This is a genomic window from Streptomyces sp. NPDC041968 (genome assembly GCF_055589025.1).
Genome location: NZ_JBVJCB010000003.1, coordinates 490,261 through 515,552, shown reverse-complemented (window position 1 = coordinate 515,552; position 25,292 = coordinate 490,261). Strand labels below are relative to the sequence as shown.

Here is a 25,292-nt window from a genome sequence, read left to right as displayed (position 1 = left end):
CAGACCGGAGACCCATCCCGTGACCGCGTCCCGCACCCCCCACAAGGCCTTCGGACGGCTGTCCCTCCCCGAGCGGACCTACGTCACCGACGCGCTGCGCACCGAGACGGTCGGCGGTGTCCTGCTGCTCGTCGCGGCCGTCGCCGCGCTGGCCTGGGCGAACATACCGGCGCTCCAGGACAGCTACGAGAGCGTCAGCCACTTCCACTTCGGCCCCGAGGCCCTCGGTCTGAACCTGTCGGTCGCGCACTGGGCCGCCGACGGACTGCTCGCGATCTTCTTCTTCGTCGCCGGCATCGAGCTGAAGCGCGAGCTGGTCGCCGGTGACCTGAAGGACCCGAAGGCGGCCGCGCTGCCGGTGGTGGCGGCCCTGTGCGGCATGGTCGTCCCCGCGGTGGTGTACACGATCACCAGCACCGCCGGCGGCGGCTCCCTGGCCGGCTGGGCCGTGCCCACCGCCACCGACATCGCCTTCGCGCTCGCCGTGCTCGCCGTCATCGGCACGTCACTGCCGAGCGCCCTGCGCGCCTTCCTGCTGACGCTCGCCGTCGTCGACGACCTGTTCGCGATCCTGATCATCGCCGTCTTCTTCACCGAGAACCTCGACTTCGCCGCGCTCGGCGGCGCGGTCGTCGGCCTCGCCGTCTTCTGGCTGCTGCTGCGCAAGGGCGTGCGCGGCTGGTACGTGTACGTCCCGGTCGGCCTGGTGATCTGGGCGCTGATGTACAACAGCGGCGTCCACGCCACCATCGCCGGCGTCGCGATGGGCCTGATGCTGCGCTGCCACACCCGCGAGGGCGAGCGACACTCCCCCGGCGAGCACATCGAGCACCTCGTACGCCCCCTGTCGGCGGGCCTGGCGGTGCCGCTGTTCGCGCTGTTCAGCGCGGGTGTCTCGCTGTCGGGCGGTGCGCTGGCCGACGTGTTCACCCGGCCGGAGACCCTCGGGGTGGTGCTCGGGCTCGTGGTCGGCAAGACGCTCGGCATCTTCGGCGGCACCTGGCTGACGGCGCGTTTCACCAGGGCCTCGCTCAGTGACGACCTCGCGTGGGCCGACGTGTTCGCGGTGGCGACCCTGGCCGGCATCGGGTTCACCGTCTCCCTGCTCATCGGGGAGCTGGCCTTCGAGGGCGACGCAGCACTGACCGCCGAGGTCAAGGCGGCGGTCCTGGCGGGTTCCGTCGTCGCGGCGCTCCTGGCCACGGTGCTGCTGAAGGTACGGAACGCCAGGTACCGGCGCCTGACGGAGGCCGAGGAGCGCGACGAGGACGCCAGCGGCGTGCCGGACGTCTACGAGCAGGACGACCCCGCGTACCACCTGCGCGTGGCCGCGATCTACGAGCGGAAGGCGGCCGAGCACCGCCGGATCGCCGAGGAGATGGAGTCGGCGCGGCTTGCCGAAGTACCGGGCGGGGCAGGCGATGAGGGCAGCGGTCCGGCATGATCTGACGAGACGGTACAAAGACGGACCGTACGCGGTCGTGCCGCAGTGGACGGGCAGCGCGCGCCGGGCCACGGAAACCGTCCGCAGACAGCCGGCAGAACGTACGCAGATGAGTCAGCAGAAGAGGGAGACCGCGATGAGCGCACCCGACGGCAGCCCGGTCGGCACCGAACGCAGCATCGGCCAGCTGTTCGCCTCGGCGACCACCGACTTGTCGGCGCTCGTGCACGACGAGATCGCGCTGGCCAAGGCGCAGCTGAGGCAGGACGTCAAGCGCGGGGCGACGAGCGGCGGCGCGTTCTCGGCGGCCGGGGCGGTCCTCCTGTTCTCGCTGCCGATGCTGAGCTTCGCGCTCGCCTACGGCATCCGGACCTGGAGCGGCTGGAACATGGCGGTCTGCTTCCTGCTGTCCTTCGCGGCGAACGTCCTGGTCGCGGCCGCCCTCGCGCTGATCGGCATCGTCTTCGCCAAGAAGGCCAAGAAGGGCAAGGGCCCGCAGAAGGTCGCCGCGTCCGTGAAGCAGTCGGCGGGCGTCCTGCAGAACGCCAAGCCGCACCCGCGGCCGGAGCTGCCCGCGGACCGGTCCCCCGAAGCCATCGAGGCTGTGGCACGCTCGTCCTCATGACGGATCCCGCCACTCCACCGGCGCAGAACCCCACCTCGGTCGTACGCCTCGGCATCCCCGGGGGTCACGAGGTGATCCATCGGGACGTCGCCGCCAACGGCGCCCGCTTCCACATCGCGGAGCTGGGCGACGGACCGCTGGTGCTGCTGCTGCACGGCTTCCCGCAGTTCTGGTGGACCTGGCGGCACCAGCTGGTGGCGCTGGCGGACGCGGGCTTCCGTGCCGTCGCCATGGACCTGCGCGGCGTCGGCGGCAGCGACCGCACCCCGCGCGGCTACGACCCGGCGGGCCTCGCCCTGGACATCACCGGCGTGGTGCGCTCGCTCGGCGAGCCGGACGCCGCGCTGGTCGGGCACGACCTGGGCGGCTACCTGGCCTGGACGGCCGCCGCGATGCGGCCCAAGCTGGTGCGGCGGCTCGCGGTCTCCTCGATGCCGCACCCCCGGCGCTGGCGCTCGGCCATGCTCGGGGACGTCCGGCAGACCCGGGCGGGCTCCTACATCTGGGGCTTCCAGCGCCCCTGGATCCCGGAGCGTCAACTCACCGCCGACGACGGCGCGCTGGTAGGGCGGCTGATCCACGACTGGTCGGGACCGCGCCCGTTGGACGAGGACGCGATCGACGCCTACCGGCGCGCCATGTGCATCCCCTCCACGGCGCACTGCTCCGTCGAGCCGTACCGCTGGATGGTGCGCTCCCTGGCGCGTCCCGACGGCATCCAGTTCTACCGCCGCATGAAGCGGCCGGTGCGGGTGCCGACGCTGCACCTGCACGGGTCGCTGGACCCCGTGATGCGGACGCGGAGCGCCGCCGGGTCCGGGCAGTACGTCGAAGCGCCCTACCGCTGGCGGCTGTTCGACGGGCTCGGGCACTTCCCCCACGAGGAGGACCCGGTCGCCTTCTCCACCGAACTGATCAATTGGCTGAAGGATCCCGAACCCGATCGGTGACCGAACGAACGCGCCCGGTACCCGAACGGGAACGCTTGTCGCATGAACGGCCACTTGCCCGGCGCATAGGCCAATTGGGCGCCCCGAGAACGGTTATCGACCTTGGGGCGGGGGCACACGTCGGTGTATGGGCTGGACGCACGACTACAGTGACGTAGCACGCGACGGCCGCTCCACGAGCGGCGTGAGCAGCACCCACCGACGAGGCGGCACCCCGCAACTGGCGGGTGCGGACCCGCGGGTGGGCATTCCGCGCATCCTGCGCCGCCGGGCCCGCTGGGTCTCCGTACGACTTCGCCATCCACGCGGCTGAGCACCGGGCCGCGTCCCCTCCCGCGGGCCGAGCGCCCGGCCACCGCACGGCGCCGGGCATACGGCTGACCGGCTTCTAGAGCGCGCAGCTGTCGCTGTCCACCTGCTGGTTGGCGGTGCGGCCCTGGGCGATGTCCTCGCGGATCTCGTCCACGGTGAGCGCGTACCCGGTCTCGGCGTCGTCCAGGGACTTGGCGAAGACCACGCCGTAGACCTCGCCCTCGGGGGTCAGCAGCGGGCCACCCGAGTTGCCCTGACGGACGGTCGCGAAGAGCGAGTAGACGTCGCGGCGGACGCTGTCGCGGTGGTAGATGTCCGGACCGCTGGCCGTGATGCGCCCGCGCACGCGTGCCGCGCGGACGTCGTACGCCCCGTTCTCCGGGAAGCCGGCGACGATCGCCCCGTCGTCACGGGCGGCGTCCTCGTCCGTGAACCGCAGGGCGGGCGCGCTCAGCTCCGGCACGTCCAGTACGGCGATGTCGCGCCGCCAGTCGTAGAGGACGACCGTCGCGTCGTACTTCCTGCCCTCGCCGCCTATCTGCACCGTGGGTTCGTCGACGCCGCCCACCACGTGCGCGTTGGTCATGACCCGGCGGTCGGCGAAGACGAAGCCGGTGCCCTCCAGGACCTTACCGCAGTCGGGGGCGGTGCCCATGACCTTGACGATGGAGCGCTTGGCACGGGTGGCGACCGGGCTGTTCGCCAGGGCCGGGTCGGGCGGCTGGACCTCGGTGATCGGCTCGTTGGCGAACGGGCTGAAGACCTGCGGGAAGCCGTTCCTCGCGAGGACGGAGGTGAAGTCGTCGAACCAGGTGTCGGCCTGCTCGGGCAGTGCCTCCTGCACGCCCAGCAGCACCTGCGACTGCCGCACCTCCTTGCCGATCGTCGGCATCGTCGTCTGCGCGAGCGCGGAGCCGATCAGCCAGGCGACCAGGAGCATCGCGACGACGTTGACCAGGGCGCCGCCGGTGGCGTCCAGGGCGCGGGCCGGGGACCAGGTGATGTAGCGGCGCAGCTTGTTGCCGAGGTGGGTGGTCAGGGCCTGGCCGACGGAGGCGCAGACGATCACCACGACGACCGCGACGACGGCGGCGGTCGTGCTCACCTCGGCGTTGTCCGTCAGGGCGTCCCAGACGACCGGCAACAGGGAGACGGCGACGAGACCGCCGCCGAGGAAACCGACCACCGACAGGATGCCGACGACGAAGCCCTGGCGGTATCCGACGATCGCGAACCAGACGGCGGCCAGCAGCAACAGGATGTCCAGCACGTTCACCGATTCAGGCCCCGCCTCGTCGTCCTACGCTCACACGAGTCACCCTGTCATGACCGCCAGTCCAACGGGACCTGCTTCTCCCTGTCCCAGGGCCGCTCCCAGCCCGCGAAGTGCAGCAGCCGGTCGATGACACCGGCGGTGAAGCCCCAGACGAGCGTCGATTCGACCAGGAATGCCGGGCCACGGTGGCCGCTGGGGTGGACGGTGGTGACCCTGTTGGCGGGGTCCGTGAGATCCGCCACGGGGACGGTGAAGACCCGCGCCGTCTCGTTCGGATCGACGGCGCCGACGGGGGAGGGCTCGCGCCACCAGGCCAGGACCGGTGTGACGACGAAGCCGCTCACCGGGATGTACAGCCTCGGCAGGACACCGAAGAGCTGCACGCCGGCCGGGTCGAGGCCGGTCTCCTCCTCGGCCTCGCGCAGGGCGGCCCGCAGCGGCCCCTCGCCCTGGGGATCACCGTCCTCGGGATCGAGCGCGCCGCCCGGGAAGGCCGGCTGGCCGGCGTGGGAGCGCAGCGTGCCCGCCCGCTCCATGAGCAGCAGCTCGGGCCCGCGGACCGCCCCGCCGCGCCCGTCCTGCGCGGCGCCCTCGCCCCCGCCCTCGCCTTGGCCCTCGCCCCCGCCGAACAGGATCAGCACGGCGGACTGACGGCCGGCGCCGTCCTCCGGCGGCAGGAAACGGCTCAGCTGCCGGGGCCGCACCGTCTCGGCGGCCCGCGCCACCGGGTCCAGCCAGCCGGGCAGGCCCTCCTCGCTGAGCATCGAACTCCGAGTGTGGCCCTGTGTGTCGCTCGCCCGTGTCATCTCCACCCCCGTCCTGCCGACTCCAACGCCCGACGCCCCCGACATCGTTCCGTCACCCGGCCCCCAACGGGGGCGCCGGGGTGCCGCCCGCGTCCAGGTAGGCCTGCGGGGGGTTCAGTCGCTGGCCGGGGAAGCCGCCCTTCTCGTACTTCAGCAGCTTCGTCGCCTTCTCCGGGTCGGTCTCGCCCTCTCCGTAGGCCGGGCAGAGCGGGGCGATGGGGCAGGCGCCGCAGGCGGGCTTGCGGGCGTGGCAGATCCGGCGGCCGTGCCAGATGACGTGGTGGGAGAGGTCGGTCCAGTCGCTCTTGGGGAAGAGCGCGCCGACCGCGGCCTCGATCTTGTCCGGGTCGGTCTCGTCGGTCCACTGCCAGCGGCGCACCAGGCGCTGGAAGTGGGTGTCCACGGTGATGCCCGGGCGGCCGAAGGCGTTGCCCAGCACGACGAAGGCGGTCTTGCGGCCGACACCGGGCAGTCTGACGAGGTCCGCGAGGCGGCCGGGGACCTCGCCGCCGAAGTCCTCCGCCAGGGCCTTGGAGAGCCCTATGACCGACCTGGTCTTGGCCCGGAAGAAGCCGGTCGGACGCAGGATCTCCTCGACCTCCTCGGGGACGGCGGCGGCCAGGTCCTCGGGGGTGGGGTACTTCGCGAAGAGGGCGGGCGTCGTCTGGTTGACGCGCAGGTCGGTGGTCTGGGCGGACAGCACGGTGGCCACGACGAGCTGGAACGGGTTCTCGAAGTCCAGCTCCGGGTGGGCGTACGGGTAGACCTCCGCGAGCTCGCGGTCGATACGGCGGGCCCGGCGGACCAGGGCGGTGCGGGACTCCGCGCGCGGCGACTTCGCGGCGACGGTCTTCGCCGGGGCGACGCCCTTGACGGCGGCGGTGGCCTTCTTGGGGGCGACGTCGGGCTTCTTGGCGGGGGCCTGCCTCCTGACGGGGGCCGCCTTCTTCTTGGGGGCGGCCTTCTTCGCGGGGGCTGCGGTCTGCGCGGGGGCGGCCTTCTTCGCGGTACCCACGGTCTTCGCCGTACCCGCGGTCTTCCCGGTCGCGGCCTTCTTCGCGGGGGTCGCCTTCCGCGCGGCGGCCGGGGTCTTCGCGGCGGTCGAGGTCTTCCCGGGCGCCGCCCGCCGCGCGGAGGCCGGCGTGTCGTCGGCGGGCACCGGGTCGTTGTCGGCGTTCTTCTTCACGGCACCCTTCTCCGCGGTCACCCTCTTGGCAGGCGCCGCCCTCTTTGTCGCTTTCGCCGTTTCCCTACCGCCATCGGGGCCCTGTTCGCCCACAGCGGAATCACGACGTACACCCACCCGCGCAGCCCCCTCGGCCTGTGCTCTCACCGGCGTTTTGGACACCCGGCCAGCCTACGGCCCGGTACCGACATCCGCCCCGGACCCCGAAGATCGGCGCCCAATTGGACCCCTGCCGCGTACCCCAGGACACCAGTGCGGCATCCTTGTGACAGATCACACTGTTTGGACTGTCCGGCAAAATGGGCACCACGGACCCCTGGTACACCGGGGGAACAAGATCCTCTGAGCCGGTCGACAAGGAGAGAACTCGTGGACGACGTTCTGCGGCGCAACCCGCTCTTCGCGGCGCTCGACGACGAGCAATCCGCGGAGCTCCGCGCCTCCATGAGTGAGGTGACCCTCGCCCGCGGCGACACGCTGTTCCACGAGGGGGACCCCGGAGACCGCCTCTATGTGGTCACGGAGGGCAAGGTCAAGCTCCACCGCACCTCCCCCGACGGGCGCGAGAACATGCTGGCCGTCGTCGGCCCCAGCGAGCTGATCGGTGAGCTGTCGCTCTTCGACCCGGGTCCGCGCACGGCGACCGGCACCGCGCTGACCGAGGTCAAGCTGCTCGCCCTCGGCCACGGCGACCTCCAGCCCTGGCTGAACGTCCGTCCCGAGGTCGCCACCGCCCTGCTGCGTGCCGTCGCGCGCCGCCTGCGCAAGACCAACGACGCCATGTCCGACCTCGTCTTCTCGGACGTGCCCGGCCGTGTCGCGCGCGCCCTGCTGGACCTGTCCCGCCGTTTCGGCGTGCAGTCCGAGGAGGGCATCCACGTCGTGCACGACCTGACGCAGGAGGAGCTGGCCCAGCTGGTCGGCGCGTCCCGCGAGACGGTCAACAAGGCACTGGCGGACTTCGCCCAGCGCGGCTGGCTCCGGCTGGAGGCCCGCGCGGTGATCCTGCTGGACGTGGAGCGGCTCGCCAAGCGCTCCCGCTGACCGACGTCAGTCGGGCAGTTGGATGAGCCCGTGCTCACCCAGGTACTCCAGCTGCGCCCGCACCGACAGCTCCGCCGCCGGCCACAGTGAGCGGTCGACGTCCGCGTACACGCGGGCGACGACCTCGCCAGGCGTCCGGTGGCCGTCCTCCACTGCCGTCTCGACCTGGGCGAGGCGGTGGGCGCGGTGCGCGAGGTAGTACTCGACGGCGCCCTGGGCGTCGTCCAGGACCGGGCCGTGACCCGGGAGCACCGTGTGCACCCCGTCGTCGGCGGTGAGCGACCTGAGCCTGCGCAGTGAGTCCAGGTAGTCGCCGAGACGCCCGTCGGGATGGGCCACCACCGTCGTACCGCGGCCCAGGACCGTGTCGCCCGTCAGGACCGCCCCGTCGGCCGGGAGATGGAAGCACAGCGAGTCGGCCGTGTGCCCCGGGGTCGGTACGACCCTCAGCTCCAGGCCGCCGACCTCGATCACGTCACTGGCGGCCAGCCCCTCCTCGCCCAGCCGCAGCGCCGGGTCCAGGGCCCGTACGTTCGTCCGCGTCAGCTCGGCGAAGCGCGCGGCGCCCTCCGCGTGGTCCGGGTGACCGTGCGTCAGCAGGGTGAGGGCGACCCGCTTGCCCGCCCGCTCGGCCGTGTCGACGACGTGCCGCAGGTGGGTGTCGTCCAGCGGGCCCGGGTCGACCACGACGGCCAGGTCGGAGTCGGGCTCGGCGAGGATCCAGGTGTTCGTCCCGTCCAGGGTCATCGCGGAGGCGTTGGGCGCCAGGACGTTGACCGCGCGCGGGGTGGCGGGTCCCGAGAGGACACCGCCCCTCGGCTGGCCGGGCAGTGCTGCTGCGTCCGTCATGCGGGGGCTCCCCCGGTCGGGTCGGAAGGTGTGGCCGGTGCCGGGCGGCCGGGGACGGCGGGGGCCTCCGGACCCCCGGCCTCCGCCGGACCGCCGGGTACCTTCGGGCCGGCGGGCGACGCCGTCGGCGAGACGTGCTTCGTGAACTCGTCGTGCCCCGGCCAGGAGAGCACGATCTCGTCACCGGCCAGCCGTGCCTCGGCCAGTACCGGCGTCATGTCGCGGCCCGGAGCCGACGCGAGCGCCTCGGCCGCCGTACCGCACGCCGACACCGCGCGCAGCGTCGCGACGGTCGGCGGCATCATCAGCAGCTCGCCCTTGTCGTACCCGGCGGTCGCCTCCGCCGGGGTGATCCACACCGTGCGGTCGGCCTCCGTGGAGGCGTTGCGGGTGCGCTGTCCCTCGGGGAGGACGGCGACGAAGAACCACGTGTCGTAGCGCCGGGACTCGAACTCCGGGGTGATCCAGCGCGCCCAGGCGCCCAGCAGGTCGGACCGCAGGACGAGGCCCCGGCGGTCCAGGAACTCCGCGAAGGACAGCTCACGGGCGACCAGGGCGGCCCGGTCGTCCTCCCAGTCCGCGCCCGTGGTGTCGCCGACCACCGCGTCGCCGGTGGGCCCGGCCAGCAGGACGCCTGCCTCCTCGTACGTCTCCCGTACGGCCGCGCAGACGATCGCCTGGGCCGCCGCCTCGTCGACGCCGAGCCGGTTCGCCCACCACGCGCGCGTGGGGCCCGCCCAGCCGATGGCGCGGTCGTCGTCGCGCGGGTCGACCCCGCCGCCCGGATAGGCGTACGCGCCCCCGGCGAACGCCATGGACGTGCTCCGGCGCAGCATGTGGACGGCGGGGCCGGCCCCGGTGTCCTTCAGGAGCATGACGGTGGCCGCGCGCTTCGGCGTGACCGGCGTGAGGGTGCCGGCCGCCAGCGCGCGGATGCGGTCCGGCCACTCCGGGGGATACCACTGACCATTCGCCATGGCCGGAGGCTATCCGGTGACGGGCGGATGTTCGAGTGGCCCCCGGGTCGGACGGGGCCCGCGGCGCGGTCAGCCGGGGAGGGCGGCCAGCCAGTCGGTGAGCAGCCGGTTCGTCTCCTCGGGCCGCTCCTGCTGGAGCCAGTGCCCGCAGCCGTCGAGGAGGTGCGCGGCGCTCAGGCCGGGCAGGGTGGCGGGGTAGGCCTCGATCGCGTCGGACAGCCAGGTGGTGGAGGCGTCCCGGCCGCCGCCGAGGAACAGCGACGGCTGGGTGATCGGGGCACCGCGGTGGGCGGCCAGGTCGGCCCAGTCGCGGTCCATGTTCCGGTAGCGGTTCAGGGCGCCGGTCAGGCCGGTCCGCTCGAACTCCCCGGCGTAGACGTCCAGCTCCTCCTCGGTGAGCCAGGAGGGCAGCCGCCCGTCGGCCGGGAACCGGTCGCGCAGCCTGCCGCCGGCGGCGACGAAGTGCGGGTCCGGTGCCTCGGGCGGGGGCATCGTGTCGGCGGACAGGGCGGCGTAGAAACCGGCGAGCCAGCCGCGTACGTCCGGCTCGATCTCCGCCTCGGCCCGACCGGGCTCCTGGAAGTAGGAGACGTAGAACTCCTGGCCGGCGAAGGGACCGGCGGGCTCGCTCAGCGCGGCGAAGGCCTCGCTGGGCCTCGGGCCGCCCGGCGGGGTGTACGGCACGCTCAGCAGGCCCACCGCGCGGAAGACGTCGGGCCGCAGGAGCGCCGAGTGCGCGGCGACGGTCGCGCCCCAGTCGTGCCCGACGATCACGGCCGAGCGTTCGCCCAGGGCCTCCACCACGGCGACGTTGTCCGCCACGAGGTCGAGCATCCGGTACGCCTCGACGGCGTCGGGCCGTGAGGAGCGTCCGTAGCCGCGCACGTCGATCGCGGCGGCGCGGAAGCCGGCGGAGGCCAGCGCGGGCAGCTGGCGGCGCCAGGAGTACCAGGACTCGGGGAAGCCGTGGACGAGCAGGACCAGGGGCCCGCTGCCCTGCTCCACCAGGTGGATCCGGCCGGCCGGCGAGGGCACGAGGCGGTGGACGGGGCGGTGGTGGTCGGTCGCGGGCAGCTGCGGCATGGCTCCTCCTGGCACGTGCGGTCGGACCGGTGCCGGGGGCACACGCGCCGGGGCCGGGACCCGCCCAGGACGGCCGGCCTCCGCTCCGTGCGGGGCACCGACAGCGATCCTGCTGCGGCGCCACGGCGCAGGCCAGCTCTGTTGCCGGCCCGGCAACGACCGCGCGGCGGGCGACGCAGCACGCGGCCCGACGGAGCCGCACGTCACCCGGCCGTACGTACGGCCCCGCACGCGTTCGCAGGGCCGTGGCGCTACGCCTGGACGAGCTCCACCTGGACCTCGACCTCCACCGGCGCGTCCAGCGGCAGCACCGCCACCCCGACCGCGCTGCGGGCGTGGACGCCCTTGTCGCCCAGGACCTCGCCGAGCAGCTCGCTGGCGCCGTTGATCACGCCGGGCTGGCCGGTGAAGTCGGGCGCGGACGCGACGAAGCCGACGACCTTCACCACGCGCGCGACGCGGTCGAGGTCACCGGCGACGGACTTCACGGCGGCCAGGGCGTTCAGCGCGCAGGTGCGGGCGAGTTCCTTCGCCTCCTCCGGCGTGACCTCGCCACCCACCTTCCCGGTGACCGGAAGCTTGCCCTCCACCATCGGCAGCTGCCCGGAGGTGTAGACATACGGACCGGACTGCACGGCCGGCTGGTAGGCGGCCAGCGGCGGGACGACCTCGGGCAGCGTCAGCCCGAGCTCGGCCAGCTTCGCCTCGACGGCGCTCACGCCTGCTTCTCGCGCTTCAGATAGGCCACGAGCTGCTCGGGGTTGTTCGGCCCGGGCACGACCTGGACGAGCTCCCAGCCGTCCTCGCCCCAGGTGTCCAGGATCTGCTTCGTGGCGTGGACGAGCAGCGGCACGGTTGCGTATTCCCACTTGGTCATGTGGCCGACTCTAGCCGCTGCCCGACGCGCCTCCGGAGGCCGACCGCGGCGACGTTGTCCACAGCCTCCCGCGTACTCGGCGCGCGAACTGGTTACGCTCGAATACGTGAGCAGGCTCCAGGTCGTCAGCGGCAAGGGCGGTACCGGCAAGACCACGGTGGCCGCGGCCCTCGCGCTGGCCCTGGCCACCGAGGGGAAGCGCGCGCTTCTCGTCGAGGTCGAGGGTCGCCAGGGCATCGCGCAGCTCTTCGAAACCGAAGCGCTGCCTTATGAGGAGCGGAAGATCGCCGTCGCTCCCGGGGGCGGGGAGGTGTACGCCCTCGCCATCGATGCCGAACGGGCCCTTCTCGACTACCTCCAGATGTTCTACAAACTGGGGAGCGCGGGACGGGCCCTGAAGAAGCTCGGCGCGATCGACTTCGCGACCACGATCGCGCCCGGTGTCAGGGACGTCCTGCTGACCGGCAAGGCGTGCGAGGCGGTGCGACGCAAGGACAAGAGCGGACGTTTCACCTACGACTACGTCGTCATGGACGCCCCGCCGACCGGCCGCATCGCGCGCTTCCTCAACGTGAACGACGAGGTGGCCGGCCTCGCGAAGGTCGGCCCGATACACAATCAGGCGCAGGCGGTGATGCGGGTGCTGAAGTCGCGCGAGACGGCCGTGCACCTGGTGACGCTGCTGGAGGAGATGCCCGTCCAGGAGACCGCGGACGGCATCGCGGAGCTGCGGTCGGCGCGGCTCCCGGTGGGGCGGATCATCGTCAACATGGTCCGTCCCGCGGTGCTGGACGCGACCGGTCTGGACCTCGTACGGAGCACACCGCGTACGGCGCTCGCTCGGTCCCTCTCCGGGGCCGGGCTCGGCGGGGCGCGGCGGGGCGGGCACGCCGAGCGGCTGGTGGACCCGCTGCTGGGGCAGGCCGAGGAGTACGCCGAGCGGTACGCCCTGGAGCAGGAGCAGCGGGCCGTCCTGGGCGACCTCGACCTGCCCCTGCTGGAACTCCCGCTGCTGGCCGAGGGCATGGACCTGGCGGGGCTGTACGAACTGGCCACCGAGCTGCGGAAGCAGGGGATCGCATGAGTCCGGACCCGGCCCGGCCCCAGGAGGGCGTGCGGCGGCTGCGTCCCGCGCGCGTGCTGGACGTCGACCCGTTGCTGGAGGACCCGAAGACCCGCATCGTGGTGTGCTGCGGCTCGGGCGGTGTCGGCAAGACGACGACCGCGGCGGCTCTCGGCCTGCGCGCGGCCGAGCGGGGCCGCAAGGTGGTCGTCCTCACCATCGACCCGGCCCGGCGGCTCGCCCAGTCCATGGGCATCGACTCCCTCGACAACACCCCGCGCCGGGTGAAGGGGGTCGACGACTCGGCGGGCGGCGAACTGCACGCCATGATGCTCGACATGAAGCGCACCTTCGACGAGATCGTCGAGGCGCACGCGGACCCCGGCCGGGCGGCGGCGATCCTGGGCAACCCCTTCTACCAGTCGCTCTCGGCGGGCTTCGCGGGCACGCAGGAGTACATGGCGATGGAGAAGCTGGGGCAGCTCCGCGCGAGGGACGAGTGGGACCTCATCGTCGTCGACACGCCGCCGTCCCGCTCGGCACTGGACTTCCTGGACGCCCCCAAGCGCCTCGGGTCCTTCCTGGACGGCAAGCTGATCCGCGTCCTGCTGGCCCCGGCGAAGGTCGGCGGCCGGGCCGGCATGAAGTTCCTGAACGTCGGGATGTCGATGATGACGGGCGTCCTGGGAAAGGTGCTGGGCGGGCAGTTCCTGAAGGACGTGCAGACCTTCGTGGCCGCGATGGACTCGATGTTCGGCGGCTTCCGCACCCGCGCGGACGCGACGTACAAGCTGCTCCAGGCGCCCGGGACGGCGTTCCTGGTGGTCGCGGCCCCGGAGCGGGACGCGCTGCGCGAGGCCGCCTACTTCGTGGAGCGGCTGGCTGCCGAGGACATGCCGCTGGCCGGTCTGGTGCTCAACCGGGTGCACGGCAGCAGCGCCGACCGGCTGTCGGCCGAGCGGGCGCTCGCCGCCGCGGAAAATCTTGAGGACCGTCGCATTGTGGATCAGGACGGCGGGAAAGCTGGAGTTCGTAACTCTCCCGACGCGCACGGCAGTTCAGACGCCCCCGAGACCGCTCCCTCACCCGAGACCGACCTCGTACCCGAGACCGAGCACGACTCCGAGACCGGCCCCGCCTCCGCGCCCCGCTCCTCTGCCCATGACCCTTCCGAGGCCTCCGAGACCTCCGACGCGGCTTCGGACACGCCGGAGCGGTCCGTCGACCAGCTCACGGCGGGCCTGCTGAGGCTGCACGCCGACCGGATGCACCTGCTCGCCCGTGAGCAGCGCACGCGCGACCGTTTCACCGCGCGCCATCCCGAGGTGGCGGTCACCGAAGTGGCCGCGCTGCCCGGCGACGTGCACGACCTCGCGGGGTTGCGGGACATCGGGGACCGTCTCGCGACGAGCCGCCCCGAGCTTCCCGAGCCCGGCGCCTGACCGGCCCGAGGGCCTTGCGCCTGGAGCCCTCATGCCCCGGGGCCCTCATGTCCGAGGGCCCTTGTGCCCCGGGGACGCACGCACCCGAGGTGGGCGTGGTCCGAGGTGTGCGTGGTCCGAGGGGTACGCGTCCCAAGGCTCACTCGCCACGAGGGGGCGCGCCACGGGGGCGCGCAGCGAGGTGTCCGTGCCTGGGAAGCCCCGGCCGCGCCAGACCACGGCCGTCTCACCCCAAGGCCGCCTCCGACCACGATCTCCTCAGACCACGGCCGTCTCAGACCACGGCCGCGAAGTTCTCGTAGACCTCGTCGTCGTCGAGAGGCACGATGCCGGCCCCTCGCTCGTACTCCGTCCGCGCCGTCTCCAGCAGTCGGCGCCAGGAGGTCACGGTGGGTCGCCGGCGCAGCAGTGCGCGGCGCTCCCGTTCCGTCATGCCTCCCCACACGCCGAACTCGACGCGGTTGTCGAGCGCGTCGGCCAGGCACTCGGTCCGCACCGGACATCCGGTGCACACCGCCTTGGCCCTGTTCTGCGCTGCTCCCTGAACGAACAGTTCGTCCGGATCGGTAGTGCGGCAGGCAGCCTGCGCACTCCAGTCGGTTACCCAGCCCATACCGGCGCCGTCCTCTCCCGAATCGAGGCTCCCCCACGGCGGCAGCGGCATATTCACCGCCGCCAGTTGAGGACGTTACGGAAGGTGGGCACAGCGCAACACCCCCGTCGGGCCCAATCTTGAATGGCCCGAACGGACTATGGGTAAGCGGCAGATCACCCGGGGGAGTGAGCTGGCGACATACGCGACGATCCCGGCATTCGGATCGTTTCAGTTGCGCCACAACGGACACCAATTGACACACAAGGCGGTTTCGGACACGCATCCCACACGCTGTGGCACGCGCCCGTACACACCAACACGCCCCCCAGGGGGGCCTCTCGGAAAAAACTCGAGCGGATCCGGAACGATTCGGGGTCGCCGGACGTATTGATACGTGGCCTCACTGCTGTGACAGTTGAGTGCAGCTTAGGCCAAGGCATATACGCGTGTCCGGCGAATGAGAACGTAGGCTGCCTCCATGCCAAAGAAGCGCTCGGGCGGTGGTCTGTCGCCAACGCAGCAGGCCGCCAAGTTCCTCGGTGTCAGTGTGCTCGCGGGAGCAGTGCTGGCCGGCATCGCGTTGCCCGCCGTGGGCGCGCTGGGGCTGGCGGCCAAGGGGTCGGTGGAGAGCTTCGACGCTCTCCCGGCCAACCTGAAGACTCCCCCGCTGAGCCAGCGCACCGCCATCCTCGACGCCGAGGGCGGCACCATCGCCACGGTCTACTCCCGCGACCGCACGGTGGTCGCCCTGAAGGACATCTCGCCGTACATGCAGAAGGCGATCGTCGCGATCGAGGACTCGCGCTTCTACCAGCACGGCGCGATCGACCTCAAGGGCGTCCTGCGGGCGCTGAACAAGAACGCGCGCAGCGGCGAGGTCTCCGAGGGCGCGTCCACCCTCACGCAGCAGTACGTCAAGAACGTCTTCGTGGAGGAGGCCGGCGACGACCCGACGAAGGTCGCCCAGGCCACCCAGCAGACCCTCGGCCGCAAGATCCAGGAGCTGAAGCTCGCGATCCAGGTCGAGGAGGAGCTGGGCAAGAAGAAGATCCTCGAGAACTACCTGAACATCACGTTCTTCGGCCAGCAGGCCTACGGCATCGAGGCGGCCGCCCAGCGGTACTTCTCCAAGTCCGCCAAGGACCTCAACGTCCAGGAGTCCGCCCTCCTGGCCGGCATCGTCCAGTCACCCAGCCGGTACGACCCGGTCAACGACGAGGCCGAGGCCGTCAAGCGGCGCAATGTGGTGCTGACCCGCATGGCGCAGGTCGGTGACATCTCCGAGGCGGAGGCCGCCGAGGCGAAGGAGGCGCCGCTCGGGCTGAAGGTCAGCCGGCCCAAGAACGGCTGCATCACGGCCGTCAAGGGCGCGGGCTTCTTCTGCGACTACGTCCGCGCGGTGTTCCTGAGCGACCCGGTCTTCGGCAAGACCAAGGAGGACCGGGCCAAGATCTGGAACCAGGGCGGTCTGACGATCCGCACGACCATGAGCCCGCAGGCGCAGGAGTCGGTGCAGCAGTCGGTCAAGGACCACGTCTACAAGAAGGACGACGTGGCGACCGCGGCCACCATCGTCGAGCCCGGCACCGGCAAGATCGTCGCGATGGGCCAGTCCCGCCCGTACGGCGTCGACATCAAGAACGGCGAGACGACCCTCAACCTGTCGGTCAACAACGCCATGGGCGGCGGCGCGGGCTACCAGCCCGGTTCGACGTTCAAGCCGATCGTGGCCGCCGCCGCCATCGAGGGCGGTATGCCGGCGACGAAGTCGTACTCCTCGCCGTACGAGATGGAGTACCCGAGCCCGGTCGCGGCCTGCGACGGCAAGAACTGGGTGAACAACGAGGGCGCCGAGCTCGCCAACGAGAACGAGACCGAGGTCGGCCCGTACGACATGCGGGAGGCGACCGCCAAGTCGGTCAACACCTACTACGTGCAGATGATCAGTGACATCGGCATCTGCCCGGTGACGCAGATGGCCCAGAAGATGGGCGTCGAGCGCGCCAACGGCAACAAGCTGGAGCAGACCCCGTCCATCGCCCTCGGTGTCACCGAGGTGTCCCCGCTGACCATGGCGAGCGCCTACGCGACCTTCGCCTCGCGCGGCATGTACTGCACCCCGGTCGCCATCGAGTCGATCAGCCAGCGGATCGGCAACAAGAGCAAGTCGCTCGAGGTGCCGAAGTCCACGTGCTCGCGGGCCATGTCGGAGACCACGGCCGACACCATCAGCACGCTCCTCAAGGGCGTCGTCGAGGACGGCACGGGTACGCAGGCCGGTCTCGACAGCCGTCCCAGCGCGGGCAAGACCGGTACGACCGACGAACGCTACGCGGCCTGGTTCGTGGGCTACACCCCCAACCTGGCCGGTGCCGTGTGGGTCGGTGACCCGAAGCACGAGCGGAAGATGGTCAACATCACCATCGGGGGCGTCCCGCACGACAAGGTCTTCGGTGGCGCGGTCCCCGGACCGATCTGGCGGGACATGATGTCGGGCGCGCTGGAGGGCGAGCCGGTGGAGCAGTTCAACACCGTGGACATCCCCGACTCCGCCGACAAGGACGAGGGCCGCGGCAACGACGGCGGTGGCGGCCGGGACGACGGCGGCAATGACGGCGGCGGCTTCCCCGGCAACATCTTCCAGGGACAGGGCAACGGCGGCATCGGCGGGCGGCGCGACTGAGTCCGTCCCCGCCCCGCCCCGCCGTACGCGTACGGACGCAGGAAGGCCGGTGGCCCGCACCTCTCGGTGCGGGCCACCGGCCTTCTCCGCTCGTACCCGGCTACCGGGTCAGCCGGCCAGCCGCTTCTTCACCGCGGCGGCGACCCGGCCGCCCTCGGCCTGCCCGGCCACCTTCGGGTTCACGATCTTCATGACGGCGCCCATGGCCCGCGGGCCCTCCGCACCGGCCGCCTTCGCCTCCTCGACGGCCTGCGCGACGATCGCGTTCAGCTCGTCGTCCGACAGCTGCTTCGGCAGGTAGGCGGCGAGCACCTCGCCCTCCGCCTTCTCCCGCTCTGCGCTCTCGGGCCGGCCGCCCTGCGCGAAGGCGTCCGCGGCCTCGCGCCGCTTCTTCGCCTCGCGGGTGATCACCTTCTGCACCTCGTCGTCGGAGAGCTCGCGCTTCTCCTTGCCGGCGACCTCCTCCTTGGTGATCGCGGCGAGCGTCAGCCGGAGCGTCGAGGAGCGCAGCTCGTCACGCTCCTTGATCGCGGCATTGAGGTCGTCGTGCAGCTTCGACTTGAGCGTGGTCATGCAGGTGATTGTCGCAGGTGCGGGAGGAGGGACGCCTGCCCATTTCGGGGCCGCTCGCGTATCCCGGTCCGGCTTCGGTGAACCCGCCGCCGCCAAGTGGCTTCCGTGCGGTCGGCGGCCGCTCGCTTCAGGACGGTCGCGGCTGCTCGTAGCGGGACGGTCGCGGCCACTCGCATCCGGACGGCTTCTGACACGATGGACGTATGCGTGCGCGATACGGAGTACCCCTGGGAATCACGGCGGTTGGCGCCGCCGGTCTGGTCTACGCGGCGGGTTTCGAGGCCCGCTCGTTCCGCCTGCGACGGGTGACGATCCCCGTCCTGCCCTCCGGGATGCGCCCGCTGCGCGTGCTCCAGGTCTCCGACATCCACATGGTCGGCGGCCAGCGCAAGAAGCAGCGCTGGCTGCGCTCGCTGGCCGGCCTGCGCCCCGACTTCGTGATCAACACCGGCGACAACCTGTCCGACCCGGACGGTGTCCCCGAGGTCCTGGACTCCCTGGGCCCCCTGATGGAGTTCCCGGGCGCCTACGTCTTCGGCTCCAACGACTACTACGGCCCCAAGCTGCGCAACCCCGCCCGGTACCTGCTGGAGAAGGCCCAGGGCCGGCACGGCCTGAACGGCAACGCGCCCGCCCAGAACGTCGTCCACAACCCGTGGGAGGACCTCCGCGACGGCTTCGACGCCGCCGGCTGGCAGAACCTCACCAACACGCGCGGCACGCTCAAGATCGAGGGCGTGTCCGTCGAGCTGACGGGACTGGACGACCCGCACATCAAGCGGGACCGGTACGCGGAGGTGGCCGGCGGCCCCTCTGGCGCGGCGGACTTCTCGATGGGCGTGGTCCACGCGCCGTACCTGCGCGTCCTCGACTCCTACACGGCCGACGGCTACCCCCTGGTCCTCGCCGGCCACACCCACGGCGGCCAGCTGTGCATCCCCTTCTACGGCGCCCTGGTCACCAACTGCGACCTGGACACGGACCGCGTGAAGGGCCTGTCCACGCACACGGCGGAGGGCCGTACGGCCTACCTCCACGTCTCGGCGGGCTGCGGCACCAACCGCTACACCCCGGTCCGCTTCGCCTGCCCCCCGGAGGCGACGCTGCTGACGCTGGTGGGCCGGGAGCGGTGATCGGGGGCGGAGCCGAGGGGCCGGGGAGTCGGCGCCTCGGCACGGGACGGCCGACGTCCGCGCGCTGGGCCGGGTAACCCACACGGCCCACCCCGCATAGCCCGTCATGTCCGGTATGCCTAGCTTGAGGCCATGACAGCCTCGATACCCAGGGACATCCCGGACCTCCCCGCGGTCCCGGGCCCGCCCAAGCTGCTGCCCTCCCCCGTCCCGGCGACGGCCGTCGTGACCCCCGTACGCCGACCGCTGGTCGCCGCCTTCCGCCTCGTCACCGCGGCGCTCGCGCTGACGGGCGTGACGGCCCAGCTCCTCCTGGGCGGCCCGGTGACCCGGACCCTGAGCCACTTCACGGTGCAGAGCAGCATCCTGCTGGCCCTGGTCATGCTCGCCTCCGCCCGCCGCGCCTGGTCCGCCCGCCGCCCCCTGCCGGGCGCCCTCACCGGCGCGGCACTGCTCTACGTCACCGCCGCCGGCCTCGTCCACCACCTGCTCCTGGCCAACGCGGCGAGCCCCTTCGCCGCGCCGGACACCACGGGCGCCGGCGGCTGGCACACGGTCGCCGCCCACCTCCTGCACACGGCCGTCCCCGTCGCCGCGGCCCTGGACTGGCTGCTTCTCAGCACCCCCGGCCGCCTGCACCTGCGCCAGGCCGCCGCGTGGATCCTCTATCCCCTGGCCTACCTGGCCTTCTCCCTGGCCCGCGGCGAGCTCCTGCTCCCCGGCACCGAGGGGCACTACCTCTACCCCTTCCTCGACGTCGACCAGCACGGCTACAAGGGCGTCCTCGGCAACGCCCTCCTCCTCGGCCTCGCCCTCTACGCCCTGGGCGTCCTCCTCGTGGCCCTGGACCACATCCGCCCGAACCCCCTCCGTCGCCGCTGGTAATCCGGATTTCGCCTCCGGCCCCCGGTGGGCTAAAGTAAACGAAGTCGCCGCGACGAGCAGCGACAATCGGGGTGTGGCGCAGCTTGGTAGCGCGCTTCGTTCGGGACGAAGAGGTCGTGGGTTCAAATCCCGCCACCCCGACAGTGAAGTACCAGGTCAGGGGCCTGATCCGCTCAGCGGGTCGGGCCCCTGAGTGGTTCCGGGGGCCATTTTGGGAGCCATTTGGGAGCCGACTTCGGAATGCGGCTCCGCTGGCGGCCACTCTTCGAGATCAGGAGCTGGTCGGCTCACGCCGCCCGACGGTCGGCTGCTCCCCATCGTCGGGCTCAGCGGGCGGCGGCACGGCATAGTCGTGGCCGCTGCCAGTCCAGCGCCCCACGACCCGCCACACCTCGTAGTGCAGGAGCCACTCGGAGGCCCACGGCAGGATCGTGCGTGAAAGGAGCATGTCCTCCCTCCACTCCCCAGGCAGATGCAGGCACAGGTCGCCGTCGGCATAGACATGCGGCAAGGCGGTGGCACGAGGGTGCAGGGCCAGAGGCGGGTCGATGACCATCACGCGCGGTCGGTGTCGGTGCCGGTAGGTGATCCGTACCGTGTAGCGCCTGCTGGCAGGGGTGGGTTGGAGGAAGACCGTGCAGACGAGCTCACCGCTCCGTACGGTTCCCTTAGCCTCAGGAAGGGCGGCCTTGATCGCGGCCAGTTGCCGACCGAGGTTAATTGCGCGGTGAGGAATGCTGGCCATAGAAGGTGTTCTTCGGCTTGCGGCGGCCGGCCGTGGTCGGGGAGAGCAGTCCGGTGGGGCCCATTCGGTTGTTGGTGGATGTACTCACGCGGGCGGCATAGCGCTCGTAGGACCGGCGTACGGGGTCGGGCTCGAAGGACTTTGCGAGTCGCTCGAAGACTGCGTCCAGGCCCTTGGTCTCCATGCCGGCGAGTTCGCTCACGGTCGTGGCGATCTCGTCGTACCAGGCGTGAAAAGCCTTCCGGCGCTCGGGGTACTCGTTCCACTTGTCGGTGAAGTTCTCTGCCTTGTGCGCCGGGTTGGGCACCCACCACTGGCCGTCGCGCCTCTCGATGAAGGTCAGCATGTTGTCAAGCACGCTGCGCACGGCAGTGAACAGATCATCCTCGCCGCTGTACGCGTGTCCGGCGAGCGTGGTGATGAGGATCGACGGCGGCCGGTTGTCGATGTCCTCCGCGAATATGATCATGCAGTGCCACTTGAGGATCTGCACGACGCGTTGCAGCGGACTGCGAACTGGCCAGGTGGGAACGTCCGCGACGTTGGCGTGCCGCTTCTCCAGAATTTGGCGGGACAGTTCCGATCGATGCCGGAACCAGTCCGCGTATCCGATGGGGTTACTGCGCTGCCACTGCCAGAGATCTTTGTCCGTCAGGCGGATGCCGGTGGGCGGGCGGTCCTCGTCCGGGATGGCGGGCAGGACATCGAGGTGGAACCCCGGATATCCCAGGGTCCAGCAGCGGCGGCGAGACTCGATGGATTCCGGGCCGTCGGTGTGGCCTCGGTCCTGCTTCCACTTACGGTAGGCAGTCAGCTGATCGCCGACCCGCTGCTTGAGCCGCTCTTGCGTAGTGCTCTCCGGGCGCAAGGGCAGGCGGCAGACCAAGTCGATGTCGTACTCACCACCGGGTGTGCCTGGGCGAACCACGGTGCCCAGGCGAAAGGAACCCTGGGGATAAATCTGCCACCCCGGGCTGCCGTTCTCGGCGAGCCAGGTGCCGACCTCCTCGTAGCGTTCAACAGCGTTGTCATGCAGTTCGGGGGAGATGTCGAGCACCTCCACCGCGCCGTCGAGCAGCATCGACAGCATCTCATCGAGCGAGTCCACGTCATTCCTCACGTGCGGGGTAGAAGGGCGCGAACACCGGAGCGCGGTGATCGCAGAACATGCGATGGACGGTGGGCGAAGCGTCGCGGCTGACATGGCCGGCGAGCCCGTAGAGGGTGTCGGTCTCGACCTTGTCCAGCGCGACGGCGCCGGTCGGTACCGTCGGATTGAGGCGGAGCACGTTGGCCTTCCCGACGAAGTGCTTCACCTGTTTGGCGGCGCTCTCGCTCTGTGCCCGCATAAGCACCTCCACGGCGTCGCGAGCCCATGGGAGCATGCCGCCACGGTCCAAACGGCGATGGCGGCTGCGGACATCGATCGTGGTCCCCAGGCTGAACACCCGGATCGCATTGAGCGGAACAGAGAGCGGCCCCACCGCCTCGGTGAGCGCGACCATGGTCGGGTTGTTCGCCCACACGCCGCCGTCGATGAGGCGCGCTCCGTCCAACGGCATCCCGGGCAGGTAGGTCGGTGCGGCAGAGGTGGCGAGTGCGACGTTCACAGCCTTCTCGCGCCAGTCCCGCTTCAGGGTGGGCAGATGCGAGGTCCGGAACAGGTAAACGTCATCGGCGGCGACGTTGTACGAGGTGATCACGAGTCGTTTGGTGCTCTCCCCGAAGGTTCGGTCACCGAACACCTCGGTGAGCGCTGCCTTCAAAGGCTCGGCGCCGTACTTCGCCCGCACCAGGTGCCGGATACCGCGCATCCGGCTGCGATCCCGGAAGATCCGCGGGCCGTGGCCGGTGTAGAAGGTGAGGATCTCTCGGGGCGACAGCCCGAGGCCGAGACCCAGCGCGATGATGCCACCCGTCGAGGTGCCCGCGATCAGGTCGAAGTGATCGACGATCCGGGTGCCGAGGTCTTCCTCCAAGCGGGCCAGGACCGCTGCGGAGAACATGCCGCGAAATCCGCCGCCGTCCAAGGCCAAGATCTGGAAACGCTCTGTCAGTTCAACCGCCCCCGGCGCCACGGCTCCCAGAAGATCCGGCCCGCCGAGCCGGATCTTCACTATCGAGAGTACTTAATATCACGGCGTGACTTTCCGTGCGGCCTTCTACACTCAGATCGTAGTGCTTATGCCGGTGGCGCCCCCTGGGGCGTGCGCGGCTTCCGCGATCCGCCAAGATGGGGGACCGAGATCAAGCAAGGACAGACAAGGGGAGAGATGAGCACGCAGGCGTTCGAGCGCACTCGACTTCGAACAGCCCGCGAGCTGGCCGGGCTAACCCAGGCACAGCTGGCCCGAGAGGCCGGCCTCACACCTGCCGCGATCAGTCAGTTCGAGAGCGGGGCAGCACGCCCGAGCCCAGAGTCTGTCGGCACCCTGGCCGAGGTCCTCGCGGTGCCCCCCGCGTTCTTCCACGAGGCGATGGCCGAGAGCCACGAGGGCTTCTTCCGGTCGCTGCGCCGAACGTCGGTGGTCGACCGCCGCCGCGCCCGAGCGATCGCTCATGTCGCACATGACTTGGCCGTCCGGGCCTCGGCCGCACAACGGTTCTGCGTAAGCGACGTGCCCGTGATCCCCGTGAGCGGGCTGGAGGTCCCTGCAGCCGAGATCGAGCAGACCGCCGCCCGCGTCAGGTCCCTATGGGGGCTTCCCTCAGGCCCGGTCGGGAATGTTGTTGAGCTATTGGAAGCACATGGGGTTGCCGTGATCCGTCTTCCCCTCGATAGCGCAGATGTCGATGCCTTCTCTCTGCCCTTTGCCGACCACCCTGTCGTCGTTCTGGGCACTGACAAGGACGACCGTGCCCGATCCCGGTTTGACGCCGCACACGAACTCGCCCACCTCGTACTGCATGGTGAGCAGATCTGGGGCGTCAAAGAGGTCGAGACGCAGGCCCACCAGTTCGCGGCAGCCTTCCTTATGCCCGCCGAGGACATCTACGACCAGCTGCCGACCACGGTCGAGTGGCCAACCCTGTTCGAACTGAAGAGGCGTTGGCAGGTGTCTCTGGCTGCCCTGCTGATGCGTGCCCGGACGCTGGGCCGCATGAGCGAGAGCACATACTTGACGGCAATCAAGGCGGCGTCCGCCAGGGGGTGGCGCCGTGTCGAACCCGTTCCCCTAGGCCGGCCGGAACAGCCAGTAGGGCTTTTGCAGTACCTCGCCTCCCCTGAAAGCGGCGCTGCACGTGCCGTCCTGCCGCCGCGGATCGTAGAGAGTATCGAGGTCTCGTCAGCGGCATAGCGGTCCATTGTTGTGGAACGGGGTCATGGGTACGCCGGTCCTTGGCCAATTCGAGTGCTCCCGTGCCCCGAACTCGGCCGACCGTTGGAGCTCGCTCTGGGCGACGACACTGGCAACGGTGCTGGAGGTCGGCGGGAGGTTCAGCCAGTGACCAGGGCCGACGTCATTCCTCGCGATGCTGAGCGAATACCTGCTGTTGCTCTTCCCGCCAGCTCCAGTTCGCCGACCGAGAGAAGGGTAGGCTTCTGGCAAGGTCGGAAAACTGGTCGGATGGCTCCCGGCTGGCCTTGTTGACCACGATCGCCGAGAGCATCGGTGCTCGTCCGTATTCGTTGCGATGAAGGCAGACATCCTTGAGCAGGTAGGTCATGACTCCGCGGTGAGGCGGGATGGAGTCGAAGCCCTGTGCCGCCAATTCGGCGCTCAGCTCCCCGTACGTGATGGTCTGCCCCTGCCTGGCTCGCTTGCGCAGGATCTCCACGGCCGCTTCGACCGCTGCCGGGTACTCCGGGTCCTTGATCCTCATTGTCCCTCCCCCATCGCGTGGCCACTGCCCAGCCTGCGCATCGTACCGGCCGGACACCGGCCCAGTACGGCTAGAGGCGGTACAGGAGCTAGGGGCAGCAACCGCGATCGACTCAGAACCGCCTCCCCCGTCTATCGATTCTGCGGTCGCCCCAGAGCGGCCTGAGTAGGCTTGATCGCGAATCATGCCCCTGCCCTCGATGGGAGGTTGGAGCAGCAGTGGTCAACCCCTTTGCGCCGCCGCCAGAGATCTCCGGTCAGCCTTTATGGTCTCCGCTGGACGAGTACCTCTGGCACACCTGCGACATCCTCGCCGACATTCTCGAAGGGCAAGTGGCCCGACGGCCGGTTGTAGCCACGATGGCGCGACTGCATCACGGCGACCGGGCCGTCGCTGTTGGACCTGGACAGCGTCTGACCTGGCGGGCTCTCGGCAATGGACGCTACAGGCGCAACGATGTCTTCGCCTTCGGCAACCCTGGAGTGGTGCTCGGAACCCTCGCAGCGAATGCGATTGGCAATGCCGCTCGCCGTCGCCAAGCAGCCCACGATGCCCAGCCCCGGTGGGTACTGGACGGGGCCGGCGAAGTGACCCTTACCCTTCAAAGGCTGCACTTCGCCAACCACGCCTGTGAACTGGACCTTGAATGGCGCGCGTTGGGGTCGATCGAACTCGTAGCTGCTGATGTTTTCCAGACGAGTTTCGTGAACACGCAGGGCGCTCATACCACCGTTCGTGTGCAGACACCGTGGGCATCGCTCGCCTTCGCGCTCGCCGCGATCACCGCGTTTCCCGCACATCCACGCCTGCTCAGCCGTGGCTGGCTGCCGCCGGACTTCGAGCAGCGCTGTGCCCTAGCAGGCCGCCCTTGCCGTCCAGCCGCACAGCTAGCACTACGGGGAAGCGGCTCATAAGGGCG

The 25,292-nt window shown here is 70.7% G+C and carries 26 protein-coding genes and 1 tRNA gene; 12 read left to right on the top strand and 15 right to left on the bottom strand.

Annotated features, from left to right (window positions below):
• Window positions 1–19: 19 nt before the first annotated feature.
• From nhaA to ACZ6EG_RS10455, 4 genes are all read left to right on the top strand, one after another.
• A complete protein-coding gene (gene nhaA, locus ACZ6EG_RS10470) occupies window positions 20–1,444 on the top strand; it encodes a Na+/H+ antiporter NhaA (protein ID WP_469603345.1) in 1,425 nt (474 codons plus the stop codon).
• 136 nt (window positions 1,445–1,580) lie between these two features.
• Window positions 1,581–2,069: a phage holin family protein gene (locus ACZ6EG_RS10465; RefSeq protein WP_384690297.1), complete on the top strand. Its 489-nt coding sequence runs from the start codon at window positions 1,581–1,583 to the stop codon at window positions 2,067–2,069.
• Complete coding sequence (locus tag ACZ6EG_RS10460; protein WP_391970725.1) at window positions 2,066–3,019, top strand: alpha/beta fold hydrolase; 954 nt, start codon at window positions 2,066–2,068, stop codon at window positions 3,017–3,019. The genes ACZ6EG_RS10465 and ACZ6EG_RS10460 overlap by 4 nt, the downstream gene beginning before the upstream one ends.
• 127 nt (window positions 3,020–3,146) lie before the next feature.
• Window positions 3,147–3,332 carry a hypothetical protein gene (locus tag ACZ6EG_RS10455; RefSeq protein WP_356602224.1) on the top strand — a complete coding sequence of 62 codons (186 nt, stop codon included), beginning with the start codon at window positions 3,147–3,149 and terminating at the stop codon, window positions 3,330–3,332.
• A 75-nt stretch (window positions 3,333–3,407) separates the two neighbouring features.
• On the opposite strand, the gene ACZ6EG_RS10450 is transcribed toward ACZ6EG_RS10455, so the two are convergent.
• From ACZ6EG_RS10450 to nth, 3 genes are read right to left on the bottom strand one after another with little or no spacing between them, the layout of a single operon-like run.
• The gene (locus ACZ6EG_RS10450) at window positions 3,408–4,607 is read right to left on the bottom strand and encodes a MarP family serine protease (RefSeq protein WP_361011872.1); all 1,200 of its coding nucleotides are present in this window, start codon (window positions 4,605–4,607) and stop codon (window positions 3,408–3,410) included.
• A gap of 47 nt (window positions 4,608–4,654) precedes the next feature.
• A complete protein-coding gene (locus ACZ6EG_RS10445) occupies window positions 4,655–5,413 on the bottom strand; it encodes an NUDIX hydrolase (RefSeq protein ID WP_469603340.1) in 759 nt (252 codons plus the stop codon).
• Window positions 5,414–5,465: 52 nt separating this feature from the next.
• Window positions 5,466–6,572, bottom strand: coding sequence for an endonuclease III (gene nth / locus ACZ6EG_RS10440; RefSeq protein ID WP_469603551.1), 1,107 nt, complete (start codon window positions 6,570–6,572; stop codon window positions 5,466–5,468).
• A gap of 396 nt (window positions 6,573–6,968) precedes the next feature.
• Between nth and ACZ6EG_RS10435 the strand changes: the two genes are divergently transcribed.
• Entirely contained in the window at window positions 6,969–7,643 is a 675-nt protein-coding gene (locus tag ACZ6EG_RS10435) for a Crp/Fnr family transcriptional regulator (RefSeq protein WP_003975365.1), read from the top strand.
• Between the two features lie 6 nt (window positions 7,644–7,649).
• Here the strand turns inward: ACZ6EG_RS10435 and ACZ6EG_RS10430 are convergent, their stop codons facing one another.
• From ACZ6EG_RS10430 to ACZ6EG_RS10410, 5 genes are all read right to left on the bottom strand, one after another.
• Window positions 7,650–8,492 (bottom strand): MBL fold metallo-hydrolase, encoded by an 843-nt coding sequence (locus ACZ6EG_RS10430; RefSeq protein ID WP_391970727.1) that lies wholly within the window; start codon window positions 8,490–8,492, stop codon window positions 7,650–7,652.
• Window positions 8,489–9,469, bottom strand: a complete 981-nt coding sequence (locus ACZ6EG_RS10425) for an NUDIX hydrolase (protein WP_391970728.1) — start codon at window positions 9,467–9,469, stop codon at window positions 8,489–8,491. The genes ACZ6EG_RS10430 and ACZ6EG_RS10425 overlap by 4 nt, the downstream gene beginning before the upstream one ends.
• A gap of 69 nt (window positions 9,470–9,538) precedes the next feature.
• Window positions 9,539–10,552 carry an alpha/beta fold hydrolase gene (locus tag ACZ6EG_RS10420; protein WP_469603335.1) on the bottom strand — a complete coding sequence of 338 codons (1,014 nt, stop codon included), beginning with the start codon at window positions 10,550–10,552 and terminating at the stop codon, window positions 9,539–9,541.
• Window positions 10,553–10,803: 251 nt separating this feature from the next.
• Entirely contained in the window at window positions 10,804–11,271 is a 468-nt protein-coding gene (locus ACZ6EG_RS10415; RefSeq protein ID WP_356602234.1) for a RidA family protein, read from the bottom strand.
• Window positions 11,268–11,429 (bottom strand): DUF4177 domain-containing protein, encoded by a 162-nt coding sequence (locus tag ACZ6EG_RS10410; protein WP_003975360.1) that lies wholly within the window; start codon window positions 11,427–11,429, stop codon window positions 11,268–11,270. Before ACZ6EG_RS10410 ends, ACZ6EG_RS10415 begins: the two co-directional genes overlap by 4 nt.
• 106 nt (window positions 11,430–11,535) lie before the next feature.
• Here ACZ6EG_RS10410 and bagA point away from each other — a divergent pair, with 106 nt between their 5' ends.
• Together bagA and bagB are read left to right on the top strand one after the other, a co-directional pair.
• A complete protein-coding gene (bagA, locus tag ACZ6EG_RS10405) occupies window positions 11,536–12,513 on the top strand; it encodes an ATPase BagA (RefSeq protein ID WP_391970730.1) in 978 nt (325 codons plus the stop codon).
• Entirely contained in the window at window positions 12,510–13,934 is a 1,425-nt protein-coding gene (bagB, locus tag ACZ6EG_RS10400) for an ATPase BagB (protein WP_391970731.1), read from the top strand. Before bagA ends, bagB begins: the two co-directional genes overlap by 4 nt.
• A gap of 274 nt (window positions 13,935–14,208) precedes the next feature.
• On the opposite strand, the gene wblA is transcribed toward bagB, so the two are convergent.
• Window positions 14,209–14,547 (bottom strand): transcriptional regulator WblA, encoded by a 339-nt coding sequence (gene wblA / locus ACZ6EG_RS10395; RefSeq protein ID WP_356602240.1) that lies wholly within the window; start codon window positions 14,545–14,547, stop codon window positions 14,209–14,211.
• 460 nt (window positions 14,548–15,007) lie between these two features.
• On the opposite strand from wblA, the gene ACZ6EG_RS10390 reads away from it, so the two are divergent.
• A complete protein-coding gene (locus tag ACZ6EG_RS10390) occupies window positions 15,008–17,212 on the top strand; it encodes a transglycosylase domain-containing protein (RefSeq protein ID WP_469603329.1) in 2,205 nt (734 codons plus the stop codon).
• Window positions 17,213–17,320: 108 nt separating this feature from the next.
• Here the strand turns inward: ACZ6EG_RS10390 and ACZ6EG_RS10385 are convergent, their stop codons facing one another.
• Window positions 17,321–17,785, bottom strand: a complete 465-nt coding sequence (locus ACZ6EG_RS10385) for a GatB/YqeY domain-containing protein (protein ID WP_391970733.1) — start codon at window positions 17,783–17,785, stop codon at window positions 17,321–17,323.
• Between the two features lie 203 nt (window positions 17,786–17,988).
• Here ACZ6EG_RS10385 and ACZ6EG_RS10380 point away from each other — a divergent pair, with 203 nt between their 5' ends.
• The 3 genes from ACZ6EG_RS10380 (at window position 17,989) to ACZ6EG_RS10370 (ending at window position 19,944) form a co-directional block, all read left to right on the top strand.
• Window positions 17,989–18,918 carry a metallophosphoesterase gene (locus ACZ6EG_RS10380; RefSeq protein WP_391970734.1) on the top strand — a complete coding sequence of 310 codons (930 nt, stop codon included), beginning with the start codon at window positions 17,989–17,991 and terminating at the stop codon, window positions 18,916–18,918.
• 132 nt (window positions 18,919–19,050) lie between these two features.
• On the top strand, window positions 19,051–19,803 hold the full coding sequence (locus ACZ6EG_RS10375) for a Pr6Pr family membrane protein (protein ID WP_469603325.1): 753 nt from the start codon (window positions 19,051–19,053) through the stop codon (window positions 19,801–19,803).
• A gap of 67 nt (window positions 19,804–19,870) precedes the next feature.
• A tRNA-Pro gene (locus ACZ6EG_RS10370) sits at window positions 19,871–19,944 on the top strand.
• Between the two features lie 130 nt (window positions 19,945–20,074).
• Here the strand turns inward: ACZ6EG_RS10370 and ACZ6EG_RS10365 are convergent.
• The 3 genes from ACZ6EG_RS10365 to ACZ6EG_RS10355 are packed head-to-tail and all read right to left on the bottom strand — an operon-like array spanning window position 20,075 to window position 22,665.
• On the bottom strand, window positions 20,075–20,548 hold the full coding sequence (locus ACZ6EG_RS10365; protein ID WP_469603322.1) for a type II CBASS E2 protein: 474 nt from the start codon (window positions 20,546–20,548) through the stop codon (window positions 20,075–20,077).
• The gene (locus ACZ6EG_RS10360) at window positions 20,520–21,656 is read right to left on the bottom strand and encodes a cyclic GMP-AMP synthase DncV-like nucleotidyltransferase (protein WP_469603319.1); all 1,137 of its coding nucleotides are present in this window, start codon (window positions 21,654–21,656) and stop codon (window positions 20,520–20,522) included. Before ACZ6EG_RS10360 ends, ACZ6EG_RS10365 begins: the two co-directional genes overlap by 29 nt.
• Before the next feature lies 1 nt (window position 21,657).
• The gene (locus tag ACZ6EG_RS10355; protein ID WP_469603316.1) at window positions 21,658–22,665 is read right to left on the bottom strand and encodes a CBASS cGAMP-activated phospholipase; all 1,008 of its coding nucleotides are present in this window, start codon (window positions 22,663–22,665) and stop codon (window positions 21,658–21,660) included.
• Window positions 22,666–22,821: 156 nt separating this feature from the next.
• Here ACZ6EG_RS10355 and ACZ6EG_RS10350 point away from each other — a divergent pair, with 156 nt between their 5' ends.
• Window positions 22,822–23,847, top strand: a complete 1,026-nt coding sequence (locus tag ACZ6EG_RS10350; protein WP_469603313.1) for a helix-turn-helix domain-containing protein — start codon at window positions 22,822–22,824, stop codon at window positions 23,845–23,847.
• Window positions 23,848–24,010: 163 nt separating this feature from the next.
• Here ACZ6EG_RS10350 and ACZ6EG_RS10345 read toward each other — a convergent pair whose 3' ends face one another.
• Together ACZ6EG_RS10345 and ACZ6EG_RS10340 are read right to left on the bottom strand one after the other, a co-directional pair.
• Window positions 24,011–24,373 (bottom strand): hypothetical protein, encoded by a 363-nt coding sequence (locus tag ACZ6EG_RS10345; protein WP_469603310.1) that lies wholly within the window; start codon window positions 24,371–24,373, stop codon window positions 24,011–24,013.
• Between the two features lie 263 nt (window positions 24,374–24,636).
• Window positions 24,637–25,098, bottom strand: a complete 462-nt coding sequence (locus ACZ6EG_RS10340; protein ID WP_469603307.1) for a hypothetical protein — start codon at window positions 25,096–25,098, stop codon at window positions 24,637–24,639.
• Window positions 25,099–25,292 lie beyond the last annotated feature (194 nt).

Bases quoted from the DNA above. Each gene is read 5' to 3' on its own strand.
- ACZ6EG_RS10465 (WP_384690297.1), top strand. From the start codon at position 1,581: ATGAGCGCACCCGACGGCAGCCCGGTCGGCACCGAACGCAGCATCGGC.
- ACZ6EG_RS10460 (WP_391970725.1), top strand. From the start codon at position 2,066: ATGACGGATCCCGCCACTCCACCGGCGCAGAACCCCACCTCGGTCGTA.
- ACZ6EG_RS10455 (WP_356602224.1), top strand. From the start codon at position 3,147: ATGGGCTGGACGCACGACTACAGTGACGTAGCACGCGACGGCCGCTCC.
- ACZ6EG_RS10445 (WP_469603340.1), bottom strand. From the start codon at position 5,413: ATGACACGGGCGAGCGACACACAGGGCCACACTCGGAGTTCGATGCTC.
- ACZ6EG_RS10430 (WP_391970727.1), bottom strand. From the start codon at position 8,492: ATGACGGACGCAGCAGCACTGCCCGGCCAGCCGAGGGGCGGTGTCCTC.
- ACZ6EG_RS10425 (WP_391970728.1), bottom strand. From the start codon at position 9,469: ATGGCGAATGGTCAGTGGTATCCCCCGGAGTGGCCGGACCGCATCCGC.
- ACZ6EG_RS10420 (WP_469603335.1), bottom strand. From the start codon at position 10,552: ATGCCGCAGCTGCCCGCGACCGACCACCACCGCCCCGTCCACCGCCTC.
- ACZ6EG_RS10410 (WP_003975360.1), bottom strand. From the start codon at position 11,429: ATGACCAAGTGGGAATACGCAACCGTGCCGCTGCTCGTCCACGCCACG.
- bagB (WP_391970731.1), top strand. From the start codon at position 12,510: ATGAGTCCGGACCCGGCCCGGCCCCAGGAGGGCGTGCGGCGGCTGCGT.
- wblA (WP_356602240.1), bottom strand. From the start codon at position 14,547: ATGGGCTGGGTAACCGACTGGAGTGCGCAGGCTGCCTGCCGCACTACC.
- ACZ6EG_RS10390 (WP_469603329.1), top strand. From the start codon at position 15,008: ATGCCAAAGAAGCGCTCGGGCGGTGGTCTGTCGCCAACGCAGCAGGCC.
- ACZ6EG_RS10385 (WP_391970733.1), bottom strand. From the start codon at position 17,785: ATGACCACGCTCAAGTCGAAGCTGCACGACGACCTCAATGCCGCGATC.
- ACZ6EG_RS10380 (WP_391970734.1), top strand. From the start codon at position 17,989: ATGCGTGCGCGATACGGAGTACCCCTGGGAATCACGGCGGTTGGCGCC.
- ACZ6EG_RS10375 (WP_469603325.1), top strand. From the start codon at position 19,051: ATGACAGCCTCGATACCCAGGGACATCCCGGACCTCCCCGCGGTCCCG.
- ACZ6EG_RS10365 (WP_469603322.1), bottom strand. From the start codon at position 20,548: ATGGCCAGCATTCCTCACCGCGCAATTAACCTCGGTCGGCAACTGGCC.
- ACZ6EG_RS10350 (WP_469603313.1), top strand. From the start codon at position 22,822: ATGAGCACGCAGGCGTTCGAGCGCACTCGACTTCGAACAGCCCGCGAG.
- ACZ6EG_RS10345 (WP_469603310.1), bottom strand. From the start codon at position 24,373: ATGAGGATCAAGGACCCGGAGTACCCGGCAGCGGTCGAAGCGGCCGTG.
- ACZ6EG_RS10340 (WP_469603307.1), bottom strand. From the start codon at position 25,098: ATGAGCGCCCTGCGTGTTCACGAAACTCGTCTGGAAAACATCAGCAGC.